We start from the raw sequence: 24,425 nt of genomic DNA, 5'->3' as shown, positions 1-24,425 counted from the left end.
CCTAGAGCCAAAGCATTCATTCGGGCGCCGGCGTTTCCGAAACCTCAACTGTTACGCGCAAACGTGATGCGCGGTCGCGACGAATCAGTTGGCGGCTCCCCATGCGCACCACACAATTCATCAGGAATTCAACTTGCTCCAAGGAGAGCGCCACGATGGACGACCAGTTGCCCATTCACATCCACGATCTATTGCTGCTTGCGGCATCTGCATGGGAAGGCAACATCCGTGCTCCGGGGGAACTGCGCGAAGCGGGTCGACATATTCTTGTCGAAGGCGGCCCCAAGGCGCTGGCCGAGACCGCGTTGCTTGCAATGCACTGCCAGTCGAGGATGGACGGGTCGTTGAAGCGCTCGATGGGCGTGCTGCGCGGTCGCAACCTCGTCGCGTTCATCGCAAGCTGCTGGAACGACCTTCCTTCCTGGAAGATGAACCACGATCCCGCGCTCTTGCCGATCAAGGCCGCGGCGCCCGAAGCCGCGCAATTGGTGCGCCTGATGCGCCAACTGCAGGCCTTCGCGAGACCCGAGCATTTCGACGCCGATCAGGTTCACAGCTACTCGTCGGCGCGCCTCTAGCGGGAGACCCGCGCGCAGCGCGTCAGGATTGCAAGGCTGCTTCCAGCTCGAAGCGGTGTTGCAGGTCGTACAGATCCCTCGCGCGCTCCTGGACGAAAGGCATCGCGAACTCGCGGCCAATCATGCCCCTGGCGAAAAGGTAGTTGTTGCGGGCCCTCTCGCCCATCTCATCGAGATTCACCACCCCGTGGCTGTCACAGGGAAATGCCAGCGCGCGACCCTCGTGAAACAGCGATTGAAAGCGGATCTCGAACGCCGTTGCGGTGTGCATGGAAGGACCTTTCAACATGGTGTTCTCCTGAGCCGACTCAGCATCAATCGTGCCCGCACCCCCGTGGTTGACACATCCCGCTCGTTGTTGAGAGATCCGCGCAAGCAGAGCGGCCGTCCGTGAAGAATTGCACGCCCGGTCGAACGACTCGCCGGGAACGATCGGCCTGGAGAGGTCGTGCGGTCTTCGCGCCCGCGCCTGCAGAATGCAAACTCCCCGTTCAAAACTGGAGCAGCCATGTCACCACTCTCGCGCTCACGATCTGGATGCGACGCGCAGTCACTGCCGCACGTTCTCGGATGAAGGCGGAACAACGCGAATGGCTCATCCGCACATTGAAGGTGCGGTTCGAGCAGAACATGCACCGGCACGCCGGGGCCGTCTGGGTCGACGTCCATGGTCGCTTGCAAGGCAGTCCCGACAAGCTGAAGTCGCTTCTCGAGATGGAGAGAACGGGAGGCGAACCCGATGTCATCGGAACACCGGATGATGGCGGCGCCTGCCTTTTCTGCGATTGCGCCGCCGAAAGTCCGCAAGGGCGAAGGAGCCTGTGCTACGACGCGGAAGCTCTGGCTTCCCGGAAAGAGAACAAGCCGGAGAACAATGTCATCGACACGGCCGCTGCCATGGGTGTCTCGCTATTGACGGAGGCGCAATACCGCAGACTTCAGGAGTTCGGGGAGTTCGACACGAAGACGTCCAGTTGGGTGGCAACGCCGCCCGACATCAGAAAGCTGGGCGGGGCGCTGTTTGGCGACAGGCGCTACGGCAAGGTCTTCGTGTATCACAACGGCGCACAGTCCTACTACGCCGCACGAGGATTCAGGGGCTCGGTCAGCGTCTGAGTCCGGGGACCGACGCCGGCCCGTGTCATCTCGGCGGCGGAGGCTCGCTCCAGAGCTTGCCGCCGGTCGCCCAATCGTGCTTCGCGATGTCGTAGAAGAGGATGTCGACGGCTTCGGGCGATCCGCCCAGTGTGCGCACGGTGGCCTCGGTCAAGGCCTGCGCGAGGGCTCGCTTCTGCTCGATCGTGCGACCCTCGAACAGTTCGACGCGGATGGTGGGCATGTGAGTTCTCCAGATCAATCGTTGGTAAGTCATTCCCGGTAGCCGGGCGCGGCACGATCGAGACGCCGCAGCAGCGCGGGCCATTCGATGTCGCCATCCCATTCGCTGCCGTCGCCGACCCATTCGCCATGAGTGCGTGCAGCGAGTTCGTCGCTGACCACGCGCACCTCGCCGCCGGTGGCCGCCATGGCGCGCAGTTGCGCTTGCGCCGCGCGTTCGAGCAGGTGCATCAGCATCCAGGCTTCGGCCACCGTGCGACCGACGACCAGCGTGCCGTGGTTGTCGAGGATCAGGCCATCGAGTGCACCGAGGTCCGCGACGAGCCGACGTTGCTCGTCGATACCGAGCGCGAGCCCTTCATAGGCATGGCGGCCGAGCCGCCGGTGCAGGCGCATCGCGTATTGCGAGGTCGGCTGCAGGCCGTTCGGCAGCATCGACAACGCCACGCCCCATGGCGTGTGCAGGTGGATCACGCATTCGACCTCCGGTCGCGCGGCGTGCACCGCGCCATGGATCGCGAAGCCGCTCGGGTTCACGCGGGCGCCGGAACCGTCGACCACCTCGCCGCGCACGTTGACCTTGACCAGGCTCGATGCAGTGATCTCGTCGAAGGTCGCACCGAACGGATTCAGCAGGTAGTGGCCCGGCTCGCCGGGGACGCTGGCTGACAGATGGGTGTAGACGGTGTCATCCCAGCCGTTCTGCGCGGCCATGCGGTAGGCTGCGGCGAGGTCGACGCGGACCTCGCGCTCGGCGCGTGGCGGGCGTTGGCGGATCTTGGGGTGCTCGTTCATTCCTTGGGCGCTCGACTCAGGTTCGAAGCATAGCCCTGCGCTGCGCCCGATGCAGCCTCGAAGATGTCGTGCAGCCACTGCGTGAACACGCGCACGCGCGACGACAACTGCCGGTTCTGCGAATAGAGGACCGACACCGGCATCGGCGGTGGTGCGAATCCGCGCAACACGACCTTCAGGCGGCCATCCGCCAACTCGCTCGCCACGCGGTACCGTGGCACCTGCACCAGCCCGAGCCCCGCGACGGCCGAGCCTGTGTACAGGTCGGCGCCCGTCACCGAGACGATGCCGCCGAGCTGGACGGCCGTGACACGCCCGTCGACCGTGAACTCGAGCGGCACCGCCTTGCCCGTGGCGCTGGAGATGTAGTTGACGGCCCGGTGCGCACCGAGCGCCTCCATGCTTTCGGGCTCGCCGTGCCGTGCCAGGTAGGCCGGGCTCGCGACCGTGACCTGCGGCAGCAGCGCCACGCGCCGGCCGACCATCGACGAGTCCTGCAGCGTGCCCGCGCGCAGCACGCAATCCACGCCCTCGCGCACGAGGTCGACCAGCCGGTCGTCTTCACCGATGTGCAGTTCGAGTTCCGGATAGCGCGCGAGGAATCCGGGCAGCGCCGGCACCACGAAGTGCCGCGCCAGCGTCCCTTGCAGGTTCACCCGCAGCACGCCCTTGGGCACCGCGTTCCTGAACGAGCCTTCGGCTTCTTCCACGTCCGCCAGCAACCGCACGCAGCGGCGGTAGTGGACCTCGCCGTCCCGCGTGAGGCGCACGGTGCGGGTCGTCCGCTCCAGCAGCCGCGTGCCGATGCGCTCTTCCATGCGCTGGATCAGGGTGGTGATGGTGGCGCGAGGAATCTGCAGGTCTTCCGCAGCCTGCGTGAAGCTCTGGCGCTCGGCGATGCGCACGAACGCCTGCATTTCCTGGAAGCGGTCCATGGCGTGCTCCGGTCGATTGTTTGACTAAACGGAATGGTGATGCCTATTTTGAGCTGATTATCTTTTGGCGTGAATGGTCGACCATTCGTTCATCCACCCACCACACCGAAGGAATCGCACATGAACACCCCTCGTCACCCCCAGGTCGCCATCGTCACCGGCGCTTCGCGCGGCATTGGCGCCGCCGTCGCGCAGCGGCTCGCCAGGGACGGCTTTGCCGTCGCCGTCAACTACGCCTCGGGCTCTGCGCAGGCCGACGCGCTGGTCGCCGAACTCACGGCGGCCGGCGCCCGGGCCATCGCCGTCCAGGCCGACGTGGCAAATGCCGAAGAGGTGCGCCGCATGTTCGACACCGTCGAGGCGCAACTCGGCCGGATCGACGTGCTGGTCAACAACGCAGGCGTGCTGAAGACCGTGCCGCTGGCCGAGCACACCGACGCGCTCTACGACCAGACCTTCGACATCAACGTGCGCGGCACCTTCAACACGCTGCGCGAAGCCGCCACCCGACTCAACGAAGGCGGCCGCATCGTCAACTTCTCGAGCACGACGCTCGCGCTGAACATGCCCGGCTATGCGATCTACAACGCCACCAAGGCAGCGGTCGAGGCTTTCACGCACGTGTTCGCCAAGGAACTGCGCGGCCGCGACATCACGGTGAACGCCGTGGCTCCCGGCCCGATCGCGACCTCGCTCTTCCTCGACGGCAAGACCGAAGAACAGATCCAGGCCTTCGCGAAGATGCCGCCGCTGCAGCGGCTCGGCCAGCCCGAGGACATCGCCTCGGTCGTGTCCTTCCTCGCCGGCCCGGATGCGGGCTGGGTTAACGGCCAGATCCTGCGCGCCAACGGCGGCGTGGCCTGAACTCATTCACCCGGTCATTCATTCAAGGAGTTCCATCATGCAATCCGTCATCCTCGTCACGGGCGCCGGCACCGGCATCGGCAAGCTCAGCGCCCAGTCCCTCGCCGAGGCGGGCCACATCGTCTATGCATCGATGCGCGACATCGCGGGGCGCAACAACGGCCGCGCCGCCGAGTTGCGCTCGCTCGCCGCGGCCAAGGGGCTGCAGCTGCACCCGCTCGAACTCGACGTGCTCTCGCAGGCGTCCGCCGATGCGGCGGCGGCCACCATCATCCGCGAGCAGGGCCATCTCGACGTGGTGGTGCAGAACGCGGGCCACCTCGTGGTCGGGCCGACGGAGGCGTTCACGCCCGAGGAGATCACGAAGGTGTTCGACACCAACGTTCTCGGCGCCCAGCGCGTGAACCGCGCGGTGCTGCCTTACCTGCGCCGGCAGGAGTCGGGCCTGATGCTGTGGATCAGCAGCACCACCACCAAAGGCGGTTTTCCGCCATTCATGGGGCCCTACGGCGCGGCCAAGGCGGCCATGGATTCGCTGGCCGTCACGCTGGCCTACGAGATCGCCCGCTTCGGCATCGAGACATCGATCGTCGTGCCGGGCGCGTTCACCCGAGGCACCGATCACTTCCCGAGCGCGGGCCAGCCGGCCGATGCCGTCACCGCCGCAGCCTACAGCCGCTACGACGGCGTGATGGACCAGATCGGCGAGCGCCTCTCGGCGCTCACGCCCGACGATGCAGACCCGCAGGCGGTGGCGGACGAGATCGTGCGCATCGTCGGCCTGCCCGTCGGCACCCGGCCGATGCGCTCGCTGATCGACTTCGTCGGTGACGGCGCGGGCGAGGTATTCGAAGTGTCGGAACGCGTGCGCATCGACTTCGCGAAGCGCATCGGAATGGGAGACCTGCTGGAAGCCAGGGTAAGGCGCTGAAGGCCGCCTGCTGCGGTCAGTCGGTCAGTGCTTCCTGGCGTCCTTCTTCTCGACCGGCGTTTCGGTGTGCATGACGCAGCGCCAGCCCTGATCGGTGCGAATCCAGGTCGAGGAGTCGAACATCTCCTGGGTCGCACTGTCGGCTTGGCCCCGCGACGCGACGCCCTGTTTCACCCCGTAGGTCAGGATGGCGGTGTCTTCGGTGGGAAACACCACTTGCGTATCGCTGAGTTCGAACGAGGTCACGACCATCGAACCCTGCTCCGCCATTTTTCGATAGCCGGCGTGATCGAACTTCATCGCTCCGTGCGAACTCACCATCAGCGCGGGCTCGCTCAGAAGCGCCAATGCGGCGTCCGTGTCCTGATCGATCATGGATTGCCAGAACTTCTTTTCAAGATCGACCAGCGTCTTGCTCGGGGTTGGCATGCAACTCTCCTTGAGGCTTCGGAATCTTCAGTTTGTCGCGCAGCGACACACCCAATATCAGACGACGAATGGTCGGTGTGTAAGGAAGTCCCTACTCGCGCGTTTCGGCACCAGACTGATCACTGCGCCAACCGCAGTCCCACGACACCCCCGACGATCGCGGCAATGGACGCCAGCCTCGCCGCCGAGACCGGATCGCCGAGCAACGCAATGCCGATGAGCGCCGTGCCCGAGGCCCCGATGCCGGTCCACACAGCGTAGGCGGTCCCCACCGGAAGTTGGCGGAGCCCCAACGACAGCATGGCGAGGCTGCCGATCAGGGCGGCGCCTGTTCCCAACGCGATCCACGGCCGCTCGAGGCCATTCGATTGCTTGAGCCCGACGGCGAAGAGGATCTCCAGCAATCCTGCCGCGATCACCAGGACCCAGGCGAGTCCCCGGCTCATGAGAACAGCTTCCCGTTGATAGCGATCCGCACGGTGCGCACCGTGAGAACGGCCAGGGCCAGACTCAGCGCACCCAGGAGCCCCGCGGCCAACACCCACAGCGGCGCGCTGGAACGGAACTCCGCGTACTTCAGCGCCGCGTTGACCAATGCGGCCATCGGAAAGCCGATCGTCCACCAGGCCGCAGAAAAGCCGATGCTGGGGCGGAACACCTTCGGCGCGACCACGGCGAACATGAACAGCGCAAAGTAGAAGAGCAGCGCGGCGAAGCGATCGACGTTGCCGACGATGTTGCTGTACGCGAGGAAGCCCACGGCAAAGGGTGCCACCAGGATCATCAGCGAGGGCGTCATGGCGGACGCCATCGGGTCGTGATGCACGAGCCGGCTGACGATCATCGCGAAGAGCACCAGCGCCATCATCGCGCCGACGGCGCCGGCAAACAGGTTGATCTCCCCGGCCCAGGCCATGGGCATGTGTCCGCCGGTCACTGCGATGTCGAGCGTGGCCACGCCCGGGATCAGCCAGGCCGGCACGGCATGCGAAGCGTCCACCTGGCCCTTGAGCAGTCGGGAGACGACGACGAAGCTGAGCGCAAAAGTCGCCAGCACGCCCACCATCCACATCGCGCGCGCGGCGGGCGCGCTGTACGGCTCGGCGACGGCAGACAGCAGCAGCACAGAAATCACGATCGTGCCGAAGAAGTTGCCGGCCACCGGGTGATGGAACTCCGCGTGCACGGCCTCCGGATGCCTCGCGAGTTTCGTGAGATAGCCCAGTGCGACGAGCACGAACACGCCGAACGCGAAAGCCCCGATGGCCTCGCCGACGAAGGCCGGCGCGCCGAGACTGCCAGCCGCAAGCCGCCATGCGAGCGCCAGCCCCGACAGGCCCATGACCGAGCCGAACAGGTTGACCGGCAGGTTGCGTATCGAAGCTTCACCGGACCTGTGGAAGGCCGGGAAGGACGGGTTCATCGGTTGGCCTTGCATGGCGGGCTCCTTTGGCAGAATTTGCGGGTATTGGTAGTTTCTGCCAGACTGGCGTGACCGTCCGTGCCGCCGCACGGCGTTTTCTGCCAATCATCGAACCTTGTCAGCCATGCGCGTCGCCATCCTTGCCTTTCCCCGCGTCCAGCTGCTGGACGTCGCAGGGCCAGCGGACGTTTTCGCCGAGGCATCGCGCCAGCTCGGCAAGCCCCGCGCCTACCAGGTGCAGGTGATCAGCACCGTGGAAGGCATGCTCAAGAGCAGCAACGGCTTGCGCCTGGCCGTCGACGCGACGGTCGCGACGCATCGCGGGCCCATCGACACCTTGCTCGTCGCGGGAAGCCCCGACCTCGAGGACATGGTGAGCGACGCGCAGTTGCAGGCCTGGCTGCGACGTCAATCCCGCACCGCGCGACGCTTCGGCTCGGTCTGCAGCGGCGCCTTCGTGCTGGCGGCCGCCGGGCTCCTCGATGGCAAGCGGGTGGCGACGCACTGGAATTCCACCGCCCGCCTCGCGGCGGCCTACCCCCTCACCTGCGTCGAGGCGGATGCCATCTACGTGAAGGACGGCAAGCTCTTCACCTCCGCCGGCGTGACCGCCGGCATGGACCTCGCGCTCGCAATGGTGGAAGAAGACCACGGCCGCGAACTCGCGCTGCGCGTGGCGCGCGAGCTGGTGATGTTCCTGAAGCGCCCCGGCGGCCAGAGCCAGTTCAGTGCCCACCTGGCGGCGCAGACGGCCGAGCGATCCAGCGTGCGCGAGGTGCAGGACCATGTGCTCGCGAATCTCAAGGACGATCTGTCCGTGCCCCTTCTGGCCTCGCGCGCAGGCATGAGCGAAAGAAGCTTTGCACGCAACTTCCGCAGCGAGACGGGGACCACGCCCGCGGAGTTTGTCGAGAACGCGCGGATTGACGCCGCGCGCCGCATGGCCGAGGAATCGGACCTGCCGGCCAAGCGGCTGGCCGATGCGGTGGGCTATGCGAACGTGGATGGCTTCCGGCGGGCGTTCGCCCGGCGGCTGGGTGTGAGCGTCACGGAATACCGGAGGCGCTTCGCGCGGTGAGGGTGCCCGACCCGGGCTAGCCGATCAGCCGGTTGGCGCGCACCAGCAGCGACTGCGGCAGCTTGAGCCCGATCGCGTCGGCGGTCTTCAGGTTCAGCACCAGCTCGAAGGTGGTGGGCCGCTCGATCGGCAGCTCGGCCGGCTTTGCTCCCTTGGCGATGCGATCGACATACGAAGCGAGACGCGCATACGAATCCACGAGGCGCGGCCCATAGGTGCAGAGCGCGCCGCTGTCCGCGAAGATCGGCCAGCCAGACATCACGGGCATCTTGCGCGCGATGGCGAAGTCGAGGATCTGCCGCCGGTAGGCCACCGCGAAGCTGTCGCTGAAGATCGACACCGCACGTGCCGGCGAAGCGGCCATGGCCTCCAGCGAAGACGCCAGCTCGTCGCGGGTTCGCGCGGGAAAGTATTCCGCGTGCAGGCCGAGCTGCCTTGCGGCGCGGTCGGTGTAGTCGCGCTCGATGTGCGAGCCGGGGTGTTCGGGGTTGACGACGATCGCCACGTCGCGCACCGACGGAACCATCTCGCGCAGGATCTCCAGCAGCTTGCCGTTCATCTCGGCGGCCAGCAGCGTCAGGCCCGTCATGTTCGATTCGGGATGCGCGAGGCTCTTGGCGAAGCCCGCCGAAACGGGATCGCCGCTGAAGACATAGGCCACCGGCACGGCCACCGGAAGGCCGGCGACGACGTTGACCGCCGGGCCTCCCTGGGCAAGCAGGATGTCGACCGGCACACGCTGAAGGTCCGCCACCAGCTCGGGGACTCGCTGGGCCGAACCGTCGCCGTACCTGAACTCGATGACGAGGTTGCTGCCCTCGACGTAGCCCAGGCGGGCCAGCGAGGCGCGCAACGCGGCGACCATCGGCGTCAGGCTCGCGGCCTCCTGCGCGGTGACCCATCCGAGCCGCAGCACCTTGTCGGCGGCGTGGATGCGCGAACTGCTCTGCATCACCGCAAGGGCGAACGCCGTGCCCAGGACCGTGCGTCGTTTCATGGGACGGAGGGTGCACCTTCGGCGATGGTCACGCAAGGTGCAAGGACTTCTGGCCTATTCCCCCCTTCGCGCATTGTTCTTCATGAGGAAGAAGGTCAGCGCAGCCACGACGAGCGCCAGCCCCACGCCGAACGCGGCGATGTCGCTCGTGCCCTCCCAGGCGACGACCTCGCGCAGGAACAGGACCGCGAGAACGGCAATGACCACGCTCACCAGGTTGCCCTTGAGGTCCTCGAGGTTGTGGACTTCGAGCCATTTCGGCAGCGGCAGCTTGTCGTCGATGAACAGCGAATAGAGGCCGATGCTGATGAGATAGACCGCAATGCCTATGAGGAACACGTCCACGGCCTCGACGATGCCCACCGCGAAGATCTTGACCGCCTTGGCCGACACCGATCCGCCTCGGATCGCCTCCATGAAGGTGGAGCACAAGGCGATCGTCTCGTAGACGATCAACGCCACCGAACCCAGGAACGTTCCGATCACCGGAATGATCATGATGTAGCGGCTCGAAGCCAGGATGCGTCGCATCATCGGAAGACCTCCTTCAGTTGAACTCGACCCGATCCGTCCTCGAAGATCAGGTGGCGCATCTGCGCCGCGATGGATGCGCCAAGCGCCGGCGCCCCGTCGGGTCCCACGTTCGCCGATATGCCGAACGTGACCCTGGCGACCAGGTCGCGGTAGCGCGGAAGCGCCACCTGCAACGCGGCTGCCAGCTTCTCCTTGTGGTGCGGCGTGCGGCGCAACAGGGTGAGCGGATGCCTCTGCGCGTCCGGCGAAATGACGTGACTCACCAGCGCCGGCACGAACTGCGTACGGGGGGCCAGCCGGGCGAACAAGGTATAGCTGCTGGACCAGTTCTGCAATGACGCGGCCGCCCGCTGCGGACCGAAGGTGGCGGGGTCGGGCTCGATCTCTCCCGCCGGGAAGGTCAGCAGGGCGCCACCTTCCTGCAAATGCCTGGAGGCTGCGCGTATGACGGCCATGCGCCCGCCTCCTTCTTCATCAGGCAGGAAGATCAGTTGGCGCGCGACGCTGGGCAAGGCGCGAAGGAACGGGCGGTCGGAGGCGATCACGCGAAGGTCGGGGCGGGACGCGAGACTGGTGAAGAGTGCGACCGTGTCGGTCATGCCGGGGTGGTTTGCCAGGATGATCACAGGGCCTTGCGGCGGCACGTGCTCCAAGCCCGAGGTGACGATGCCAGCGGTCATCTGGCTCATCAGCCACGCGCTGCCCTGCGCAAGGCCATGCTCGCCGACGCGGCTGTCGAACTCGTGCGCAGTCCGGGCGAAGCGGCGGGCCGCAGGCCGGAACAGGTGGCGCAAAGGCGTGCCATGGAGGCGCAACAGGCCCATCGAATCGAGCAGGTCGACGATGTTGAGCTCGGTGAGTGTCTCGACCAATGGTGACGCGGTGGCGGTCATCTGCTGGTTGGGAATTGGATCTGCACTGGCTGGGGGCAGGCATCCATTCTTTCAGATTGGTGTGCATTGGCGTCGATCTATCGATGATCAGGCGCTGGGCGGCGTGAAGGTGCCGCGCCGCGTGGGCCACCGGTTGAGCGCAGCGCCGAACTCGCGTGCCTGGCGCTCGCGCTCCATGGCCCTCGCCTCGGCCGGCGACCCCTGCGTGCGCACCGGCCCGCCTCGGAGGATGCACCACCACGTCTGCGGGTACATCGGCCCATTGCCCTTCGCGCCGCGCGGCGGATGCACCTCCATGCCCTTAAGCAGCACGCCGGTCTCGTTCAAGGCGAGCAGCCTCACCTTGTCGAGCACCGGCAGCGCGTAGTGCTCGCCGTCGGCCTTCAGCAGCACAGCCATGCGTGAGTTGAATCCGCGCTGCTGCACGCGCAGTTCGCCGCGCACGGGGCTGGCCTGGATCGCATGGCGGTCCAGGAGAACACCTTCGCGGCGGCAGCGGTAGACGATTGCAAACATGGGCGTGACAATCGTACTGTATGGACATACAGTATTTGACATGGACCGCGAAATATGGATTGCCGTGTGTGCCCACCGGCTGCAACGACAGTGGCGCACTGTGGACCCCGAGCAGCTCGATGACCTGGCGGCCGAGCTGTGGAAGGACGAGCGCCTGCGAGAGCTGCCCCCCGAAGCCGCGGCGGTGGCCTGGCTGGGGCCGATCCTTCCCCTGCCGTTCTGAGCGGCCAGGCTGTCCTTCGGATGGCCGGGCGGCCGGTCAGTTCCCAGCCTTGGCGTACGGCGTGGCGCCGGCCAGGTAGCGCGCGCCGGACCACTGCCCGCTCTCGCAAAGGTCGCGCACGACCTCGTTGATCAGGTGGCAGATCGCGCGCTTGGCATTGCTCTCCGGCAGGTGCCGCGACACGCACAGGCCCAGCACGCGCACCATGTCGCCCGATGCGATGCGGTGCGCGACGAGCCGCCCGTCTTCCACCTCGCGTTGCGCGAGGCCCAGCGGCATGATGGTCGGGCCGATGCCCGCCTCCACGGCGCTCTTGAGCACATAGACCGAGTTGATCTCGGCGGCGATGCGTTGCGGCGGATGGCCGGCGCGCTCCAGCGCGTCGTCGACGATCCATCGCGTGCAGTGGCCGTGCTGCGGGCTGGGCAGCACCAGCGGGCGCGCCACCGATTGCTCCAAGGTCACGTCGCCCGGCGGCGGCGCGTTCGCATCCTGTGGCGCGTGCATGAGCACGAAGGCTTCCTCGACCAGCGGCGTGAACGCGATGTCGCGCGGCGGCATGGTTTCCGTGAAGATCGCGACGTCGACGCGGCCGGCGAGCAACTGGTCCGCCATGTTGCCGGTGAGTTCCTCGTTGAGATGCAGCAGGATGTTGGGATAGCGCCGCGACACGGCACGCATCAAGGGCAGCGCCAGCGTGGCGGCCACGCTTTGCGGCAGCGCCGCGACCACCGAGCCCACCACCGTGTCCGACGAGCGCAGCACCGCCGCGCGCGCATCGCTGATCTGCTTGGTGATGCCCAGCGCATATTCGTAGAAGACCTTGCCCGCCTCGGTCGTCGCCACGCCGTTGCGGCTGCGCGAGAGTAGCTGCACGCCGAGCTCCGATTCGAGCTCGGCGATCTGCTTGCTCAAGGCCGATTGCGCCACGTGCAGGTGCTCGGCCGCGCGCGAAAGGCTCTTGTTGTCGACGATCGCGAGGAAGTACTTGAACTGGCGCAGTTCCATCCCCGGATTCTGGACTCTCTGCGGTTCAGCTCGTGGAACAGGCGAAGCTGGCGGCGTCGTTCATGTCGCCGCTTCCCTTGTAGCGCGGATAGGCGGGGTACTTGCACAGCGGGCGCGTGGCGGTGGTCGCGCCGCTCGCATCCACCTTGCGATGCACCAGCGATTGCGCCGAGGCCGGCGTGCCCTGCTCCACCCAGGTCGCCATGGCCTTGAGCAGGTCGACCTTGTCGGGCCCGGGTCCGCCGTAGCAGTGGCCCACGCCCGGTGCCATGAAGAGTTCGACGGTCTGGTCGGCCTTGGCCTGCCCCAGCGCGCCGACGACGTTGTCGTAGTAGCGCTCGGTGTCGCGCGGACTGACCGAGGAGTCGGTGGTGCCGTTCCACAGGATGAGCTTGGCGCCCCTCGCATTCAGTGGCGCGAGGTTGGGGTCGAAGGCCTCGAACATGCCGCCGACCACGCCCATGCGCGGCAGCCAGTCGTCGTAGTTCCACGTGAGCGTGTCGTAGTTCGGGTCCTGCGTGATGAACGAACGCACGAAGCCGTCCGAGAACAGGCCCTGCACCGAGTTTCCGCCGAAGGCGGCGCTGGGCCAGATGTATTCGCCCCAACCCTTCGCCGTGTTCTCGGCGCCCGGGTTGTAGCCCGGATGCGTCCACTTTCCGTCGGCCGAGGCAATGCTCGACGTCACGGCGTCGACCGTGCCGATCTGCGCATCGGAGAGACAGTCGTCCCCCGTGTCCGCGCCGGCCGCGCAACGCAGCGGCGCGGGGTCGTAGTGGCAGGCGCCGGGCCTGGAGATGATGCCGTCGCTCGCGCCGTCCAGCCCGTCGCACTGGGCCAGCACCGCATTCGCGAGCAGCGCCTGCTTGGCCGCATCGAGCGAGTTCGCCGGCGTGCGCACCCGCTTCGAGATGCGGTTGAACTGCATGAACAGGCCCATGATGTTGCCGGCCGGCGCACGCGCCACGATGCCATCGAAGTCCTCGGGGTAGCGCTGCGCCTGCATCAGCGCATCGTGCCCGCCCATCGAGCAGCCCTCGAAGTAGCTACGCGAGGCCGGCGTGCCGAAGAAGCTGGCGACCAGCGCCTTGCCCGGCGGCAGTGCACGGTGCTCCGACCGGTAGGTGAAGTCCGCCAGTTGCTCGGGGTTGAGCGCGAAGGCCGCCTTGAAGTAGTCCAGACCGCGCGCGCCCGGGTAGTCGTAGCCGCCGTTGGTGCCCAGGGTGGCGTAGCGCTCGGTGAGGATGGATTCGCTGAATTGCGGATCGGTCGCGACCGGCATCGCGCCGTCGAAGCCGCCGCCGCCGAGGAAGGCGATCTTGCCGTTCCATCCGCTGGTGGGCATGCGCGCCTCGAAGCGCAGGGTGGAGCCGTCGAGCTTGGCATGCACCACGCAGTATTCGGGTTGCGCGCCGGCGGCGGCGACGACCTGCGCGTCCTCCACCGTGGCGCCTCCGCCCAGGGCCTGGCCCGCGAAGGTGGCGCATTTTTCGGCGAGGGTGGGCGCGGGCGTGGTGACGACCGGCGCTGGCGTCGCGGGTGTCGCGGCAAAGAAGCCGTTGTGCCCGCCGCCACCGCATCCGGCCGCAGCCAGCATGGCAATCAACGAGGCGCTGCGTGTGAAGTGCATGGTCTTGTCTCCTTGGATGAATCGATGTGCGTGTCGTGCGTGTGCCGGACCGGCTCAGGCGAAGCTGACGACCTTGCCGGGGTTGAAGATGTTGTGCGGGTCGAGCGCCCGCTTGATCGAGCGCATCAGCGCGACCGCGTGCGGCCCGTGCTCCTCGACGAGGTACTGCATCTTGTGAAGGCCGACGCCATGCTCGCCCGTCGATGTGCCGCCGTGCCGCAGCGAGCGCTGGACCAGGCGGTGGCTGAAGGCCTCGGCCGCCTCGACCTCCTTCGGCGAATCGGGATCGACCAGCACCAGGCAATGGAAGTTGCCATCGCCCACGTGGCCGAACACCGGCGCCAGCAGGCCGTGGGCCTCGATGTCGGCCAGCGTCTCTTCCACGCAGGTGGCCAGTGCCGAAAGCGGCACGCAGGCATCGGTGGTGATGCTGCGGTTGCCGGGCTTGAGTTGCAGCGAGGCGAAGTAGGCGTGGTGTCGCGGCGTCCACAGGCGCGATCGCTCCTCCTGCAGGCTGGCCCACTGGAACTCGCCGCCGCCGTGGCCGGCTGCGATCTCGCGCACCACCGCAGCCTGCTCGTCGATCTGCGCCTGGCTGCCGGCGAACTCCAGGAACAAGGTCGGCTTCTCCGCGAGCGTCGTGCGGCTGTGCGCATTGACCGCCTTGATGGTCAACGCATCCAGCATCTCCGCGCGCGCGAGCGGCACGCCGAGCTGGATCGACTCGATCACGCCATCCACCGCGGCGCGGACCGTCGGGAAATGCACCACCGCCGCGGCCACCACTTCAGGGTGCGGATGGATGCGCACCGTGGCCTCGGTGATCAGCCCGAGCGTGCCCTCGGAACCGCAGAAGAGCTGCGTCAGGTTGTAGCCAGCCGAGCTCTTGCGTGCATGCGACGCGGTGCGGATCACCTCGCCGTCGGCCGTCACCACGGTCAGGCTCAACAGGTTGTCGCGCATGGTGCCGTAGCGCACCGTGTTGGTCCCGGACGCAGCCGTCGCCACCATGCCGCCGACCGTCGCGTCGGCGCCCGGGTCGACCGAAAAGAAGAAGCCCGTTCCCGACAGCGCCGCATTGAGCTGGCTGCGCGTGACGCCCGCCTGCACGGTGGCCGTGAGGTCGCTCGTGCGGATGGCCAGCACCTGGTTCATCTGCGAGAAGTCGATGCACACGCCGCCTTCCACGGCCAGGAGATGGCCCTCGATCGACGAGCCCACGCCGAAAGCGATGACCGGCACGCGTTCGCGGGCGCAGGCGCGCACCACGAAGGCCGCCTCGTCCGTGCCGTGCACGTAGACCACGACGTCGGGCGGCAGCGGCCGGTAGCTCGACTCGTCGCTGCCGTGCTGCAGCAGCACGCTGTCGGCGGTGGAGAGCCGCGATCCGAAGCGACGCCGCAAGGTCGCGATGAGTTCGGCAGAGGGTGCGCGGCGGTCGGCATCGACGGCGGACGGACGCGCAGGGTCGATCACATGGGCATCCATGATGTCTTTCCTCGAAGGGGGTGAAGCCGCAGGCAGGGACGCCTGCGGCGAGGAACGCTTCAGCGCGGCGACGAGGCCGGGGAAGCGTTGATGGAAGCAGCCGTGGGCTTGACCAGCAGGACCAGCGCCGCGCCGATCACCAGCAGCGCGGCCAGCATGTGCAGGCCCGCGTCGGTGCTCTTCGTGGCGTCCTTGATCACGCCGATCATGAAAGGCGCCGCAAAGCCCGAGAGGTTGCCGAAGGAGTTGATGAAGGCAATGCCGGCCGCCGCCGCCGCGCCACCGAGGAATCCGGTGGGCATGCCCCAGAACACCGGGAGCGTGGACATGATGCCCATCGTCGCGATGGTCAGTCCGACCAGCGACCAGGTCGTGCTGCCGTGCATGGCCACGCTCATGATCAGCCCCGCCGCGCCCACCACGCCGGCGATGGCCGAGTGCCAGCGATGTTCGAGCCGGCGATCCGCGCTGCGTGCCGTGAGGTACATCGCGACCACGCCGAAGGTCCAGGGGATGGCGCTCAGCAAGCCGATGTCGAGCGCCCCCTTCACGCCGACGGCCTTGATGATGCTGGGCAGCCAGAACGAGATTCCGTAGAGCCCCGACACGAAGGCGAAGTACACCAGCGCCAGCAGCCACACGCGGCCGTTGGAGATCACGCGCCAGATGCTGGCCTCGGACTTGCCGCTGCCATCGGCGGCGATCTCGCGTGCGATCAGCTCGCGCTCTTCGGTGCTCAGCCAGGCGGCGTCCTTCACGCGGTCGTCGAGGTAGCGCCAGACCACCACGCCGAGCGCCACGGTCGGCAGGCCCTGCAGGAGAAACAGCCATTGCCAGCCCTGCCAGCCGTTGACGCCCGCCATGCTCTGCAGGATCCAGCCCGAGATCGGCCCGCCCAGGATGCCCGCGAACGGAATCGCCGCAAGGAACAGCGAGGTCGCCTTGCCGCGGCGTGCGGCCGGGTACCAGTAGGTGAGGTACAGGATGATGCCGGGGAAGAAGCCTGCCTCGGCCGCGCCGAGGAAGAAGCGGATCACGTAGAAGGCCATCGGCGTATTCACGAACATCGTGCCCGCCGACAAGAGGCCCCACGTGATCATGATCCTCGCGATCCAGCGGCGCGCGCCCACCTTGTGCAGGATCACGTTGCTCGGCACTTCGAAGATGAAGTAGCCGATGAAGAAGATGCCGGCGCCGAGACCGTATACCGCTTCGCTGAACTGCAGCGCCTCCTGCATCTGCAGCTTGGCGAAGCCGACGTTGACCCGGTCCAGGTACGCCACGATGTAGCAGAGGAACAGCAGCGGTATCAAGCGCCAGCTGACCTTGCGATAGACCGCGTCGGCGGCCGAAAGGGAAGCGACGCCGCCACGTGGCGGCGTCAGGGTGCTGGTGGTCATCGTGTTGCCTCGTTGTGATTGCCCGGCACCGATGGTCTTCGCAGGAGGCTCCCGCCCTTATCGGGTTAACTCGCGAAATTCATACCGATTGAAGAACCTGCCATCTCGCGCCGAGATGGACCGCGCGGTCGCTTCAACCGGGCACCAGCACCGTCGGCACCGCTGTTGCGGCGAGCGTGGGATGGTCGCGGCTGAAGTGCAGGCCGCGGCTCTCGTGGCGCGACTGCGCCGACCGCACGATCAGCGCCGCGACCTGCACGAGGTTGCGCAGTTCGAGCAGGTCCGGCGTGATGCGGAACTGTCCGTAGAACTCGTCGATCTCGCTGCTCAACAGGGCGATGCGGTGCGCCGCGCGCTCCAGGCGCTTGTCGGTGCGCACGATGCCGACGTAGTCCCACATGAAGCGCCGCAGCTCGTCCCAGTTGTGCGAGAGGACCACGATCTCGTCGGCATCGGTGACGCGGCTCGGGTCCCACTGCGGCAGCTCGGCCAGCCTGCGCGATGGTGCGGCGCCGATGGCGTCCGCCGCTGCGCGCGCGAACACCATGCACTCGACCAGCGAGTTGCTGGCCAGGCGGTTCGCGCCATGCAGGCCGGTGCACGCCGTCTCGCCGATGGCGTAGAGGCCCGCGATGTCGGTGCGGCCGCTCAGGTCGGTGAGCACGCCGCCGCAGGTGTAGTGCGCGGCGGGCACCACCGGAATGGGCTCGCGCGTGATGTCGATGCCCAACTCGGCGCAGCGCGCCAGGATGTTCGGGAAGTGCGCGTGGAGAAACGCGGGCGGCTGGTGCGAGATGTCGAGGTACACGCAGTCCAGGCCGTGCTTCTTCATTTCGAAATCGATGGCGCGTGCCACCACGTCGCGCGGCGCCAGCTCGGCACGTTCATCGTGGGCGGGCATGAACCGCGTGCCGCCGGCCGATGCGGGCAGCTTGAGCTGGCCGCCTTCCCCACGCACGGCTTCGCTGATGAGGAAGGACTTGGCGAAAGGATGGTAGAGGCAGGTCGGATGGAACTGGATGAACTCCATGTTCGAGACGCGGCAGCCCGCGCGCCATGCCGCGGCGATGCCATCGCCCGTGGCCGTGTCGGGGTTGGTCGTGTAGAGATAGACCTTGCCCGCGCCGCCCGTCGCGAGGATGACGTGCGGCGCACGGAAGGTACGCACCTCGTCCGTCGCGATGTCCAGCGCGTAGAGGCCCTGGCACCCGGCGTCGGGCAGGCCTAGCCGCGAGCCGGTGATGAGGTCGACCAACGCATGGCCCTCGAAGAGCGTGATGTTGGGCGTGCGCCGCACGGCATCGATGAGGCAGCGTTGCACGGCCGCGCCGGTCGCATCGGTCACGTGCGCCACGCGCCGCTGGCTGTGGCCGCCTTCGCGCGTCAGGTGCAGGGCGCCGTCTTCTTCCGAGAACGGCACGCCGAGCGCGCGCAGCCAGGCGATGGCGTCCGGCGCGCGCTCCACCACGAAGCGCGTCGCTGCCAGGTCGCACAGGCCGGCGCCGGCGACCAGCGTGTCATCGACATGCGACTGGATGGAATCGGTCTCGCCGAGCACGGCGGCGATGCCGCCCTGGGCCCACTGGCTCGCGCCGTCGCCCAGTGCGCGCTTGGTAAGCACGGCCACACGGTGCGTGCCGGCCAGGTGCATCGCGGCGCTGAGACCGGCCAGGCCGCTGCCAACGATGAGAACGTCGAAATCGAGGGAAGTCATTGGAGAAGCCCCGGTCTGCGTGCCAGCGCTTCGAGGAATCCGAATCGCGCCTCGGCGCCTGCGGAGACAGCCGTCATGGAAAGAGCGGCGGACTGTAGCACCGCACAAATGGACGCCGCCGTCCTGTATCGGCGCACTTCGCGGCGGCGTTTACACATTTTTCATGACATCGTGCCTTCAACTTGCGCCGTGGCGGCCGATACACGGACTATGGACAAGCCACATTCAAGCCAGTCGCCGGGGGTGCTGACACAGATCCCGAGAGAGAGCGTCCTCCAGGACGACGGAGAGCACATGCTCGTGTCGACCCGGGGCGTGGAAGGCTCGAAGAGCGATGGCATCCTGCTTCGCCGATGCGTCTTCTCGCTGGCCGCGCCGCTGGGCTGCGAGTTCCTGGGCCAGTACCGGCAGCTTTCGGATGGCCTCTGGCACGCGACCATGCGCAGCGTGGCCCGCAGCGATGGTTCCTTCGGTCCGCCGCATGTGGGGATCTACGCGACGGAGCTCGATGCGCTGGTCAATCTCTGGACGAACCGGCGGCGGTCCGACCTGGGCACTCGGGTCTGAGGGAGAGCCCGCATCCGGCGCCTACGCCCGGCTGGCCTGCGGCAGAGGGGGCACCGGGCCCACGTAGCGCCCGCGTGGCCGGATCACCTGCGCCACGCCCAGTTGTTCGAGGCTGTGCGCCAACAGTCCCACGCTGCGCGCCGTGGCGAACAGGCCGAAGGCCGCGTCGGCGGGCAGCCGATGGTGCGCAACCAGGGCGGCCAAGGCCACGTCGATGTTGGGCTGCAGGCCGGTCAGCGCCGTCACCTTGTCGATGAAGCGCGCGATGACCTCTGGGGGCTCGAACAGCGCCAGCAACGCGGCCGCGCGCGGATCGCCGTCGGGATAGAGGTGGTGACCGAACCCTGCCAGGGGCAGGCCGGTCGACAGGTAGTGGGCCACCACGGCGTCCTCGCCCAGCCGCTCCACTTCGCTGAACAGCGCCTGGACGCGGCCCGAGGCATCGCCGTGCAGGGGGCCGGAGAGCGTGGTCAATCCCGCCAGCAGCGAGGCCGGCAACGAGGCGCCTGTCGAGGCCGCGATGCGTGCGACGAAGGCCGAACTCGTCAGCTCGTGGTCGACCAGCAGCACCATGGCCGTTCGCAGCAGGTCGCCCACCTGCTTCGATTGCTTCCATCCTTGCGCAAAGCGCAGATGCAGCGCCTGCTTTCCCGGCAGGGCGCCGAACGCGTTGGCCAACTCTCCCACCAGGCCCTGGCTCTCGTTGTGCAGCACCCGGGTGAGGCGCCCACGGGTGGAGAGCCCGGTGGCCGCCAGCCCGGCCAGGGCGGTGAAGGCAGCATCCCGCCCGGGCTTGGCCGAGCGCATCGGCGCAGCGCACGAGAAGTCGACGGCTTGCTCGGCGCCCCACAGCAGTTGCGCCACTTCTTCGACGGTGGCTGACCGGGCCAGGCTCACGGCGTCCTGCCCCCGGTAGTACGGCCGCCCCCGAAAGAACGCGCACAGCGCCGTCGGGATGCTGGGCTCCGAGCCGAACAGCGTGTTGGCGGCCAGGGTCTCGTGCTTGCGGCCGGCCTGCTTGCGCTTGGCGAGACCGGCAACGTCCTCGGCGCGGTAGAGGCTGCGGCGCGCATGGGCCGGATCGGGCATGACTTCGAGCTTGCCCCGGCTCACGTAGGCGTAGATCGTCTGGGGCTGCACCCCGAGGAGGCGGCACGCCTCTTCCATCGATATCCAGGAAGCCATGGTCTGACGCGGGAAGTTATTTATATTGATTTTATGCGTCAATCTTGCTTTGATCGTCAACTATTTACTACGATGCCAGGCATGAAGCCCCATGTCCTGCAACTCAATCCCATCCTGATCCCGGCGATCAACGACAAGCTCGCATCGCTCTACACGGTCCACAAGTACTTCGAGGCAACCGACCCGGAGGCCTGGCTGCGTGAACATGGCGAGTCCATCGACGCGGTGATCACGGGCGGGCACACCGGCATTTCGCGCGCGATGCTGCAGCAGTTGCCCAGCCTCAAGGTGGTGGCCGTCAACGGCGTCGGCACCGACGCGGTCGACCTGGCCTACTGCCGCGACCGTGGCCTGCCCGTCACCGCGACCCTGGGCGCATTGACCGAAGACGTGGCCGACCTGGCGATCGGCTTGCTCATCGCCGCTTGCCGGAACCTTTGTGCGGGCGACCGCTTCGTGCGCGACGGCCAGTGGGAGCTTCGCCCCCAGCCCAGCGCCATCCCGCTCGCCCGGCGGTTCAGCGGCATGCGCGTCGGCATCGTCGGCATGGGGCGCGTGGGCCGCGCCGTCGCAGCGCGGGCAGCCGCCTTTGGCTGTCCGATCAGCTACACCGACCTGCGCCCCATGGACGACATTGCGCACCGCTTCGTGTCCGATCTCGTGGACCTCGCGCGGCACTCCGATGCGCTCGTGCTGTGCGCCGCGGCGGACAAGGCAGAAGGCATCGTCAACGCGGCCGTGCTGGACGCGCTCGGCTCGCGCGGCTTCCTGGTCAACGTCGCGCGTGGCCGACTGGTCAATGAATCCGACTTGACGGAAGCGCTGGCCGCCGGCCGCATCGCCGGCGCGGGGCTGGACGTGTTCGTCGACGAACCCCGCGTTCCGCTGACGCTGCGCCAATCCGACAGCGTGACGCTCCAGGCCCACCGCGCGAGTGCCACCTGGGAGACCCGCACCGCCATGGCCGAGATGGTGCTCGACAGCGTTGCCCAGGCCCTGGCGGGCGAACGCCCGGCGATGAGCCTTACCACCTGAGCGCCGCAGCGCTGCGCGCCATGACGGACTTCGTATTCCCCGCGTCCGCGCCCACCACCTTGCCGGTGGCGGGCCGCACGGCCGTGTTCCCGGTGGGACGCGTGTACTGCATCGGCCGCAACTACCGTTGGAGCCAGGACGAGCACGGAACGCCTCTGGTCGAAATGCCGGCCTGGTTCATGAAGCCGGCCAGCGCGGTCATGCAGGCGCGCGGCGTCCTGCCCTATCCCCCGGGCACCAGCGATTTCTGCCATGAGATCGAACTGGTCGTGGCCATCGGTCGCGGCGGCCGGGACATCGATCCGGCGCGCGTGGAACGCGATCACGTCTGGGGCTATGCGGCAGGACTGGATCTCACGCGGCGCGACCTGCAGGCGCAAGCCAAGCGCGCAGGTGGTCCCTGGGAGGCCGCCAAGGCCTTCGACCACTCGGCGCCCTGCACGCCCATCTTGCCGGCTGCGATGTTCGGCCATCCCCGAGAGGGCGACGTGTGGCTGGCCGTCAACGGCATCGAACGGCAGCGCGCCGACCTGTCCGACCTCATGTGGCCGGTGCCCGAACTGGTGGCGATGCTGTCGAGGTCGGTGACGCTCGCGCCCGGCGACCTGATCTACACCGGCACGCCCGCAGGGGTGGGCCCACTGCAACCGGGCGACGTGGTCAGCGGAGGTGTGGCCGGCATCGGCGAGTTCTCCATGACCGTGAAGAACACCCATTCGATATCACCCACAGGAGACTCCCCTTGAACGCAACCACCCCCAGGAAGATCGCCCTCGTCACCGGCGCAGGCAGCGGCATCGGCCGTGCCGTGGCTCTCGGCCTGCTGGACGACGGCTGGAGCGTCGTGCTGGCCGGCCGCCGTGCCGAGCCGCTGCAGTCGCTCGCGGCCGAGGCCGAGGCGCGCGGCCAAGCCGCCATGGCGGTGCCCACCGACGTGACCCGGCCCGAGAGCGTGCAGGCGCTCTTCGACACCATCGAACGCAGCTTCGGCCGGCTGGATCTCCTCTTCAACAACGCCGGCGTGAACGCGCCGGCGGTGCCGATGGACGAGCTGCCGCTGGAGAAATGGTTCAGCGTGCTGAACACCAACGTGACGGGCGTGTTCCTCTGCGCCCGTGCGGCCTTCGGCCTGATGCGTCGCCAATCGCCGCAGGGCGGACGCATCATCAACAACGGCTCGATCTCGGCGCACACGCCACGCCCCTTCACCGCGCCCTACACCGCCAGCAAGCACGCGGTGACGGGCCTGACCAAGGCGCTGGCGCTGGACGGCCGTGCATTCGACATCGTCGCGAGCCAGATCGACATCGGCAATGCGCTGACCGAACTGTCCGAGCGCATGACACGCGGCGTGCTGCAGGCCAATGGCACCGTCGCGCCCGAACCCATGATGGACGCGAAGCACGTCGCCGATGCGGTGCGCCACATCGCCGCGATGCCACTCAGCGCCAACGTGCTCAACATGACCGTGATGGCCAGCGCCATGCCCTTCGCCGGGCGCGGATAGCGCGGCCCCAGACCCCACCGACCGATCCACCCGCCAGAGGAGACTTCCATGAAATTCAGATCCCTGTTCCTTGCCGTCTCGGCATCGCTCGCCATCGTGCCGACCCTGGCATCGGCCCAGGCCGCCTACCCGACCCGCGCCATCAAGATCATCGTGCCCGCCCCGCCGGGCGGCGCCATCGACACCATCGCCCGCGTCGTCGGCGACAAGCTGGCGGTGTCGATGGGCCAGCCGGTGGTTGTCGACAACAGGCCCGGCGCATCGAACAACCTCGGCACGGACGTGCTCGCCAAGTCGGCACCGGACGGCTACACGATCGGCATCGTGGGCGGCAGCCACAACATCAACAAGTACCTGTTCAAGAACCTGGGCTGGGACCCGGAGAAGAGCTTCGAGCCCATCGTCTACACGCACGAGGTTCCGCTGGTCTTCGCCATCTACCCGCAGATTCCCGCCAAGACGCTACCCGAGTTCGTGGCCTGGATGAAAGCCAACCCGAACCAGGCCAAGGTCGCCACCTCCGGCCGCGGCAGCGCGCAGGAAATGGCGGCAGAGATGTTCCGCATGGCCAGCGGCACGCAGATGCTGCTGGTGCCCTACAAGGGCTCCGCCGCCGCCCACCCCGATCTGCTGGCGGGGCGCACCGCGCTCTACATCGACACCATCAGCGCCATCCAGTCGCAGGTGAAGGCCGGCAACGCGCGCGCCATTGCGGTGTCGAGCCGCAAGCGGTCGACTTCCCTGCCGGATGTGCCGACCGCGGACGAACAAGGGCTCAAGGGCTACGACGCCAGCACCAACGGCGGCTTCCTCGCGCCGGCCGGCACGCCCAAGGCGATCGTCGCCAAGCTCAATGCCGATATCAACGCGGCGCTGAAGATGCCCGACGTGCGCGCCAAGCTGGAAGCCGCTGGCATCGAGATCCAGGGCGGCACGCCGCAGGAGTACGCCGCGCTGATCAAGTCCGACCTCGCCAAGTGGGGCAAGGTCGTCAAGGAAGCGGGTATCGCGGCGGAGTGAGTCCGGATGCCGCCGGGCGGCCCCGTCAGTTCTTCTCCGTCAACTGCGCCAGCACGGCTGGGTTCTCCAGTGTGGAGGTGTCCTGGGTGATCGACTCGTCCTTGGCGATCGAGCGCAGCAGGCGCCGCATGATTTTCCCGCTGCGCGTCTTGGGCAGGTTGTCGCCGAAGCGGATGTCCTTCGGCTTGGCGATCGGGCCGATCTCGCGGCCGACCCAGTTGCGCAATTCGGCGGCGATCTTCTTCGCCTCGTCGCCCGTCGGCCGGGAGCGCTTCAGCACGACGAAGGCGCAGATCGCCTCGCCCGTCGTGTCGTCGGGGCGGCCGACCACGGCGGC

At 67.5% G+C, this 24,425-nt stretch carries 29 protein-coding genes; 11 read left to right on the top strand and 18 right to left on the bottom strand.

The genetic code is table 11. From position 1 onward, the window contains the following. Nucleotides 1-101: 101 nt before the first annotated feature. A complete protein-coding gene (locus QTH97_RS34475) occupies nucleotides 102-578 on the top strand; it encodes a hypothetical protein (protein WP_286573110.1) in 477 nt (158 codons plus the stop codon). A 22-nt stretch (nucleotides 579-600) separates the two neighbouring features. Here QTH97_RS34475 and QTH97_RS34470 read toward each other — a convergent pair whose 3' ends face one another. Beyond that, nucleotides 601-867, bottom strand: a complete 267-nt coding sequence (locus QTH97_RS34470; RefSeq protein ID WP_286573108.1) for a hypothetical protein — start codon at nucleotides 865-867, stop codon at nucleotides 601-603. A 248-nt stretch (nucleotides 868-1,115) separates the two neighbouring features. Between QTH97_RS34470 and QTH97_RS34465 the strand changes: the two genes are divergently transcribed. Then, complete coding sequence (locus tag QTH97_RS34465; protein WP_286573107.1) at nucleotides 1,116-1,694, top strand: DUF4256 domain-containing protein; 579 nt, start codon at nucleotides 1,116-1,118, stop codon at nucleotides 1,692-1,694. A 25-nt stretch (nucleotides 1,695-1,719) separates the two neighbouring features. Here QTH97_RS34465 and QTH97_RS34460 read toward each other — a convergent pair whose 3' ends face one another. Genes QTH97_RS34460 through QTH97_RS34450 form a run of 3 tightly spaced genes read right to left on the bottom strand, consistent with a single transcriptional unit; the run spans nucleotide 1,720 to nucleotide 3,646 of the window. Next, nucleotides 1,720-1,917 (bottom strand): 4-oxalocrotonate tautomerase, encoded by a 198-nt coding sequence (locus QTH97_RS34460; RefSeq protein WP_286573106.1) that lies wholly within the window; start codon nucleotides 1,915-1,917, stop codon nucleotides 1,720-1,722. Nucleotides 1,918-1,946: 29 nt separating this feature from the next. After that, entirely contained in the window at nucleotides 1,947-2,711 is a 765-nt protein-coding gene (locus QTH97_RS34455; RefSeq protein ID WP_286573104.1) for a class II aldolase/adducin family protein, read from the bottom strand. Then, the gene (locus QTH97_RS34450) at nucleotides 2,708-3,646 is read right to left on the bottom strand and encodes a LysR family transcriptional regulator (RefSeq protein WP_286573102.1); all 939 of its coding nucleotides are present in this window, start codon (nucleotides 3,644-3,646) and stop codon (nucleotides 2,708-2,710) included. The genes QTH97_RS34455 and QTH97_RS34450 overlap by 4 nt, the downstream gene beginning before the upstream one ends. A gap of 120 nt (nucleotides 3,647-3,766) precedes the next feature. Here QTH97_RS34450 and QTH97_RS34445 point away from each other — a divergent pair, with 120 nt between their 5' ends. Both QTH97_RS34445 and QTH97_RS34440 read left to right on the top strand, forming a co-directional pair. Next, nucleotides 3,767-4,510, top strand: a complete 744-nt coding sequence (locus QTH97_RS34445) for an SDR family oxidoreductase (protein ID WP_286573101.1) — start codon at nucleotides 3,767-3,769, stop codon at nucleotides 4,508-4,510. Between the two features lie 37 nt (nucleotides 4,511-4,547). After that, a complete protein-coding gene (locus QTH97_RS34440; protein ID WP_286573100.1) occupies nucleotides 4,548-5,441 on the top strand; it encodes an SDR family oxidoreductase in 894 nt (297 codons plus the stop codon). 24 nt (nucleotides 5,442-5,465) lie between these two features. On the opposite strand, the gene QTH97_RS34435 is transcribed toward QTH97_RS34440, so the two are convergent. The 3 genes from QTH97_RS34435 to QTH97_RS34425 form a co-directional block, all read right to left on the bottom strand. Then, nucleotides 5,466-5,870 carry a nuclear transport factor 2 family protein gene (locus QTH97_RS34435; protein WP_286573099.1) on the bottom strand — a complete coding sequence of 135 codons (405 nt, stop codon included), beginning with the start codon at nucleotides 5,868-5,870 and terminating at the stop codon, nucleotides 5,466-5,468. A gap of 119 nt (nucleotides 5,871-5,989) precedes the next feature. Beyond that, nucleotides 5,990-6,316, bottom strand: coding sequence for a DMT family transporter (locus QTH97_RS34430; RefSeq protein ID WP_286573097.1), 327 nt, complete (start codon nucleotides 6,314-6,316; stop codon nucleotides 5,990-5,992). Beyond that, on the bottom strand, nucleotides 6,313-7,308 hold the full coding sequence (locus tag QTH97_RS34425; RefSeq protein WP_286573096.1) for an SLAC1 anion channel family protein: 996 nt from the start codon (nucleotides 7,306-7,308) through the stop codon (nucleotides 6,313-6,315). The genes QTH97_RS34430 and QTH97_RS34425 overlap by 4 nt, the downstream gene beginning before the upstream one ends. A 109-nt stretch (nucleotides 7,309-7,417) precedes the next feature. Between QTH97_RS34425 and QTH97_RS34420 the strand changes: the two genes are divergently transcribed. After that, nucleotides 7,418-8,371 carry a GlxA family transcriptional regulator gene (locus tag QTH97_RS34420; RefSeq protein WP_286573094.1) on the top strand — a complete coding sequence of 318 codons (954 nt, stop codon included), beginning with the start codon at nucleotides 7,418-7,420 and terminating at the stop codon, nucleotides 8,369-8,371. Nucleotides 8,372-8,387: 16 nt separating this feature from the next. Here the strand turns inward: QTH97_RS34420 and QTH97_RS34415 are convergent, their stop codons facing one another. The 4 genes from QTH97_RS34415 to QTH97_RS34400 all read right to left on the bottom strand — a co-directional run bounded on the left by QTH97_RS34415 (nucleotide 8,388) and on the right by QTH97_RS34400 (nucleotide 11,311). Beyond that, a complete protein-coding gene (locus QTH97_RS34415) occupies nucleotides 8,388-9,368 on the bottom strand; it encodes an ABC transporter substrate-binding protein (RefSeq protein WP_286573093.1) in 981 nt (326 codons plus the stop codon). A gap of 54 nt (nucleotides 9,369-9,422) precedes the next feature. After that, nucleotides 9,423-9,902, bottom strand: coding sequence for a YqhA family protein (locus QTH97_RS34410; RefSeq protein WP_286573092.1), 480 nt, complete (start codon nucleotides 9,900-9,902; stop codon nucleotides 9,423-9,425). Next, nucleotides 9,899-10,795, bottom strand: coding sequence for a 1-acyl-sn-glycerol-3-phosphate acyltransferase (locus tag QTH97_RS34405; protein WP_286573091.1), 897 nt, complete (start codon nucleotides 10,793-10,795; stop codon nucleotides 9,899-9,901). The genes QTH97_RS34410 and QTH97_RS34405 overlap by 4 nt, the downstream gene beginning before the upstream one ends. 87 nt (nucleotides 10,796-10,882) lie before the next feature. Next, nucleotides 10,883-11,311, bottom strand: a complete 429-nt coding sequence (locus QTH97_RS34400; protein ID WP_286573090.1) for a hypothetical protein — start codon at nucleotides 11,309-11,311, stop codon at nucleotides 10,883-10,885. Between the two features lie 40 nt (nucleotides 11,312-11,351). On the opposite strand from QTH97_RS34400, the gene QTH97_RS34395 reads away from it, so the two are divergent. Beyond that, nucleotides 11,352-11,534, top strand: coding sequence for a hypothetical protein (locus tag QTH97_RS34395; protein ID WP_286573089.1), 183 nt, complete (start codon nucleotides 11,352-11,354; stop codon nucleotides 11,532-11,534). A gap of 36 nt (nucleotides 11,535-11,570) precedes the next feature. On the opposite strand, the gene QTH97_RS34390 is transcribed toward QTH97_RS34395, so the two are convergent. The 5 genes from QTH97_RS34390 to nadB form a co-directional block, all read right to left on the bottom strand. Next, nucleotides 11,571-12,542: a LysR substrate-binding domain-containing protein gene (locus QTH97_RS34390; protein WP_286573088.1), complete on the bottom strand. Its 972-nt coding sequence runs from the start codon at nucleotides 12,540-12,542 to the stop codon at nucleotides 11,571-11,573. A gap of 25 nt (nucleotides 12,543-12,567) precedes the next feature. After that, nucleotides 12,568-14,172 carry a tannase/feruloyl esterase family alpha/beta hydrolase gene (locus tag QTH97_RS34385; RefSeq protein WP_286573086.1) on the bottom strand — a complete coding sequence of 535 codons (1,605 nt, stop codon included), beginning with the start codon at nucleotides 14,170-14,172 and terminating at the stop codon, nucleotides 12,568-12,570. A gap of 54 nt (nucleotides 14,173-14,226) precedes the next feature. Continuing rightward, nucleotides 14,227-15,660: an FAD-binding oxidoreductase gene (locus QTH97_RS34380; protein WP_286573084.1), complete on the bottom strand. Its 1,434-nt coding sequence runs from the start codon at nucleotides 15,658-15,660 to the stop codon at nucleotides 14,227-14,229. A 59-nt stretch (nucleotides 15,661-15,719) separates the two neighbouring features. Continuing rightward, entirely contained in the window at nucleotides 15,720-17,060 is a 1,341-nt protein-coding gene (locus tag QTH97_RS34375; protein WP_286573082.1) for an MFS transporter, read from the bottom strand. 133 nt (nucleotides 17,061-17,193) lie between these two features. Next, nucleotides 17,194-18,774 carry an L-aspartate oxidase gene (nadB, locus tag QTH97_RS34370; protein WP_286573080.1) on the bottom strand — a complete coding sequence of 527 codons (1,581 nt, stop codon included), beginning with the start codon at nucleotides 18,772-18,774 and terminating at the stop codon, nucleotides 17,194-17,196. Between the two features lie 294 nt (nucleotides 18,775-19,068). Here nadB and QTH97_RS34365 point away from each other — a divergent pair, with 294 nt between their 5' ends. Beyond that, nucleotides 19,069-19,341, top strand: a complete 273-nt coding sequence (locus tag QTH97_RS34365) for a hypothetical protein (protein WP_286573078.1) — start codon at nucleotides 19,069-19,071, stop codon at nucleotides 19,339-19,341. A gap of 21 nt (nucleotides 19,342-19,362) precedes the next feature. Here the strand turns inward: QTH97_RS34365 and QTH97_RS34360 are convergent, their stop codons facing one another. Next, the gene (locus QTH97_RS34360; RefSeq protein WP_286573076.1) at nucleotides 19,363-20,526 is read right to left on the bottom strand and encodes a citrate synthase family protein; all 1,164 of its coding nucleotides are present in this window, start codon (nucleotides 20,524-20,526) and stop codon (nucleotides 19,363-19,365) included. Nucleotides 20,527-20,607: 81 nt separating this feature from the next. Here QTH97_RS34360 and QTH97_RS34355 point away from each other — a divergent pair, with 81 nt between their 5' ends. Genes QTH97_RS34355 through QTH97_RS34340 form a run of 4 tightly spaced genes read left to right on the top strand, consistent with a single transcriptional unit; the run spans nucleotide 20,608 to nucleotide 24,088 of the window. After that, on the top strand, nucleotides 20,608-21,561 hold the full coding sequence (locus tag QTH97_RS34355) for a 2-hydroxyacid dehydrogenase (protein ID WP_286573074.1): 954 nt from the start codon (nucleotides 20,608-20,610) through the stop codon (nucleotides 21,559-21,561). Nucleotides 21,562-21,581: 20 nt separating this feature from the next. After that, nucleotides 21,582-22,307, top strand: a complete 726-nt coding sequence (locus QTH97_RS34350) for a fumarylacetoacetate hydrolase family protein (RefSeq protein ID WP_286573072.1) — start codon at nucleotides 21,582-21,584, stop codon at nucleotides 22,305-22,307. Continuing rightward, nucleotides 22,304-23,068 carry an SDR family oxidoreductase gene (locus tag QTH97_RS34345; protein WP_286573071.1) on the top strand — a complete coding sequence of 255 codons (765 nt, stop codon included), beginning with the start codon at nucleotides 22,304-22,306 and terminating at the stop codon, nucleotides 23,066-23,068. The genes QTH97_RS34350 and QTH97_RS34345 overlap by 4 nt, the downstream gene beginning before the upstream one ends. Nucleotides 23,069-23,116: 48 nt before the next feature. After that, complete coding sequence (locus QTH97_RS34340; protein ID WP_286573069.1) at nucleotides 23,117-24,088, top strand: Bug family tripartite tricarboxylate transporter substrate binding protein; 972 nt, start codon at nucleotides 23,117-23,119, stop codon at nucleotides 24,086-24,088. A gap of 25 nt (nucleotides 24,089-24,113) precedes the next feature. On the opposite strand, the gene QTH97_RS34335 is transcribed toward QTH97_RS34340, so the two are convergent. Continuing rightward, nucleotides 24,114-24,425, bottom strand: a 312-nt coding sequence (locus tag QTH97_RS34335; RefSeq protein ID WP_444813509.1) for an AMP-binding enzyme, incomplete at its 5' end; no start/stop codon positions are given.

Source organism: Variovorax gracilis (genome assembly GCF_030317115.1).
GTDB lineage: Bacteria > Pseudomonadota > Gammaproteobacteria > Burkholderiales > Burkholderiaceae_C > Variovorax > Variovorax gracilis.
The sequence above is the reverse complement of the archived record's forward strand: the minus strand, read 5'-3'. Positions and strand labels throughout refer to the sequence as shown.

Bases quoted from the DNA above. Each gene is read 5' to 3' on its own strand.
- QTH97_RS34475 (WP_286573110.1), top strand. From the start codon at position 102: ATGCGCACCACACAATTCATCAGGAATTCAACTTGCTCCAAGGAGAGC.
- QTH97_RS34470 (WP_286573108.1), bottom strand. From the start codon at position 867: ATGTTGAAAGGTCCTTCCATGCACACCGCAACGGCGTTCGAGATCCGC.
- QTH97_RS34465 (WP_286573107.1), top strand. From the start codon at position 1,116: ATGCGACGCGCAGTCACTGCCGCACGTTCTCGGATGAAGGCGGAACAA.
- QTH97_RS34460 (WP_286573106.1), bottom strand. From the start codon at position 1,917: ATGCCCACCATCCGCGTCGAACTGTTCGAGGGTCGCACGATCGAGCAG.
- QTH97_RS34455 (WP_286573104.1), bottom strand. From the start codon at position 2,711: ATGAACGAGCACCCCAAGATCCGCCAACGCCCGCCACGCGCCGAGCGC.
- QTH97_RS34450 (WP_286573102.1), bottom strand. From the start codon at position 3,646: ATGGACCGCTTCCAGGAAATGCAGGCGTTCGTGCGCATCGCCGAGCGC.
- QTH97_RS34445 (WP_286573101.1), top strand. From the start codon at position 3,767: ATGAACACCCCTCGTCACCCCCAGGTCGCCATCGTCACCGGCGCTTCG.
- QTH97_RS34440 (WP_286573100.1), top strand. From the start codon at position 4,548: ATGCAATCCGTCATCCTCGTCACGGGCGCCGGCACCGGCATCGGCAAG.
- QTH97_RS34435 (WP_286573099.1), bottom strand. From the start codon at position 5,870: ATGCCAACCCCGAGCAAGACGCTGGTCGATCTTGAAAAGAAGTTCTGG.
- QTH97_RS34430 (WP_286573097.1), bottom strand. From the start codon at position 6,316: ATGAGCCGGGGACTCGCCTGGGTCCTGGTGATCGCGGCAGGATTGCTG.
- QTH97_RS34425 (WP_286573096.1), bottom strand. From the start codon at position 7,308: ATGCAAGGCCAACCGATGAACCCGTCCTTCCCGGCCTTCCACAGGTCC.
- QTH97_RS34420 (WP_286573094.1), top strand. From the start codon at position 7,418: ATGCGCGTCGCCATCCTTGCCTTTCCCCGCGTCCAGCTGCTGGACGTC.
- QTH97_RS34415 (WP_286573093.1), bottom strand. From the start codon at position 9,368: ATGAAACGACGCACGGTCCTGGGCACGGCGTTCGCCCTTGCGGTGATG.
- QTH97_RS34410 (WP_286573092.1), bottom strand. From the start codon at position 9,902: ATGATGCGACGCATCCTGGCTTCGAGCCGCTACATCATGATCATTCCG.
- QTH97_RS34405 (WP_286573091.1), bottom strand. From the start codon at position 10,795: ATGACCGCCACCGCGTCACCATTGGTCGAGACACTCACCGAGCTCAAC.
- QTH97_RS34400 (WP_286573090.1), bottom strand. From the start codon at position 11,311: ATGTTTGCAATCGTCTACCGCTGCCGCCGCGAAGGTGTTCTCCTGGAC.
- QTH97_RS34395 (WP_286573089.1), top strand. From the start codon at position 11,352: ATGGACCGCGAAATATGGATTGCCGTGTGTGCCCACCGGCTGCAACGA.
- QTH97_RS34390 (WP_286573088.1), bottom strand. From the start codon at position 12,542: ATGGAACTGCGCCAGTTCAAGTACTTCCTCGCGATCGTCGACAACAAG.
- QTH97_RS34385 (WP_286573086.1), bottom strand. From the start codon at position 14,172: ATGCACTTCACACGCAGCGCCTCGTTGATTGCCATGCTGGCTGCGGCC.
- QTH97_RS34380 (WP_286573084.1), bottom strand. From the start codon at position 15,660: ATGGATGCCCATGTGATCGACCCTGCGCGTCCGTCCGCCGTCGATGCC.
- QTH97_RS34375 (WP_286573082.1), bottom strand. From the start codon at position 17,060: ATGACCACCAGCACCCTGACGCCGCCACGTGGCGGCGTCGCTTCCCTT.
- nadB (WP_286573080.1), bottom strand. From the start codon at position 18,774: ATGACTTCCCTCGATTTCGACGTTCTCATCGTTGGCAGCGGCCTGGCC.
- QTH97_RS34365 (WP_286573078.1), top strand. From the start codon at position 19,069: ATGCTCGTGTCGACCCGGGGCGTGGAAGGCTCGAAGAGCGATGGCATC.
- QTH97_RS34360 (WP_286573076.1), bottom strand. From the start codon at position 20,526: ATGGCTTCCTGGATATCGATGGAAGAGGCGTGCCGCCTCCTCGGGGTG.
- QTH97_RS34355 (WP_286573074.1), top strand. From the start codon at position 20,608: ATGAAGCCCCATGTCCTGCAACTCAATCCCATCCTGATCCCGGCGATC.
- QTH97_RS34350 (WP_286573072.1), top strand. From the start codon at position 21,582: ATGACGGACTTCGTATTCCCCGCGTCCGCGCCCACCACCTTGCCGGTG.
- QTH97_RS34340 (WP_286573069.1), top strand. From the start codon at position 23,117: ATGAAATTCAGATCCCTGTTCCTTGCCGTCTCGGCATCGCTCGCCATC.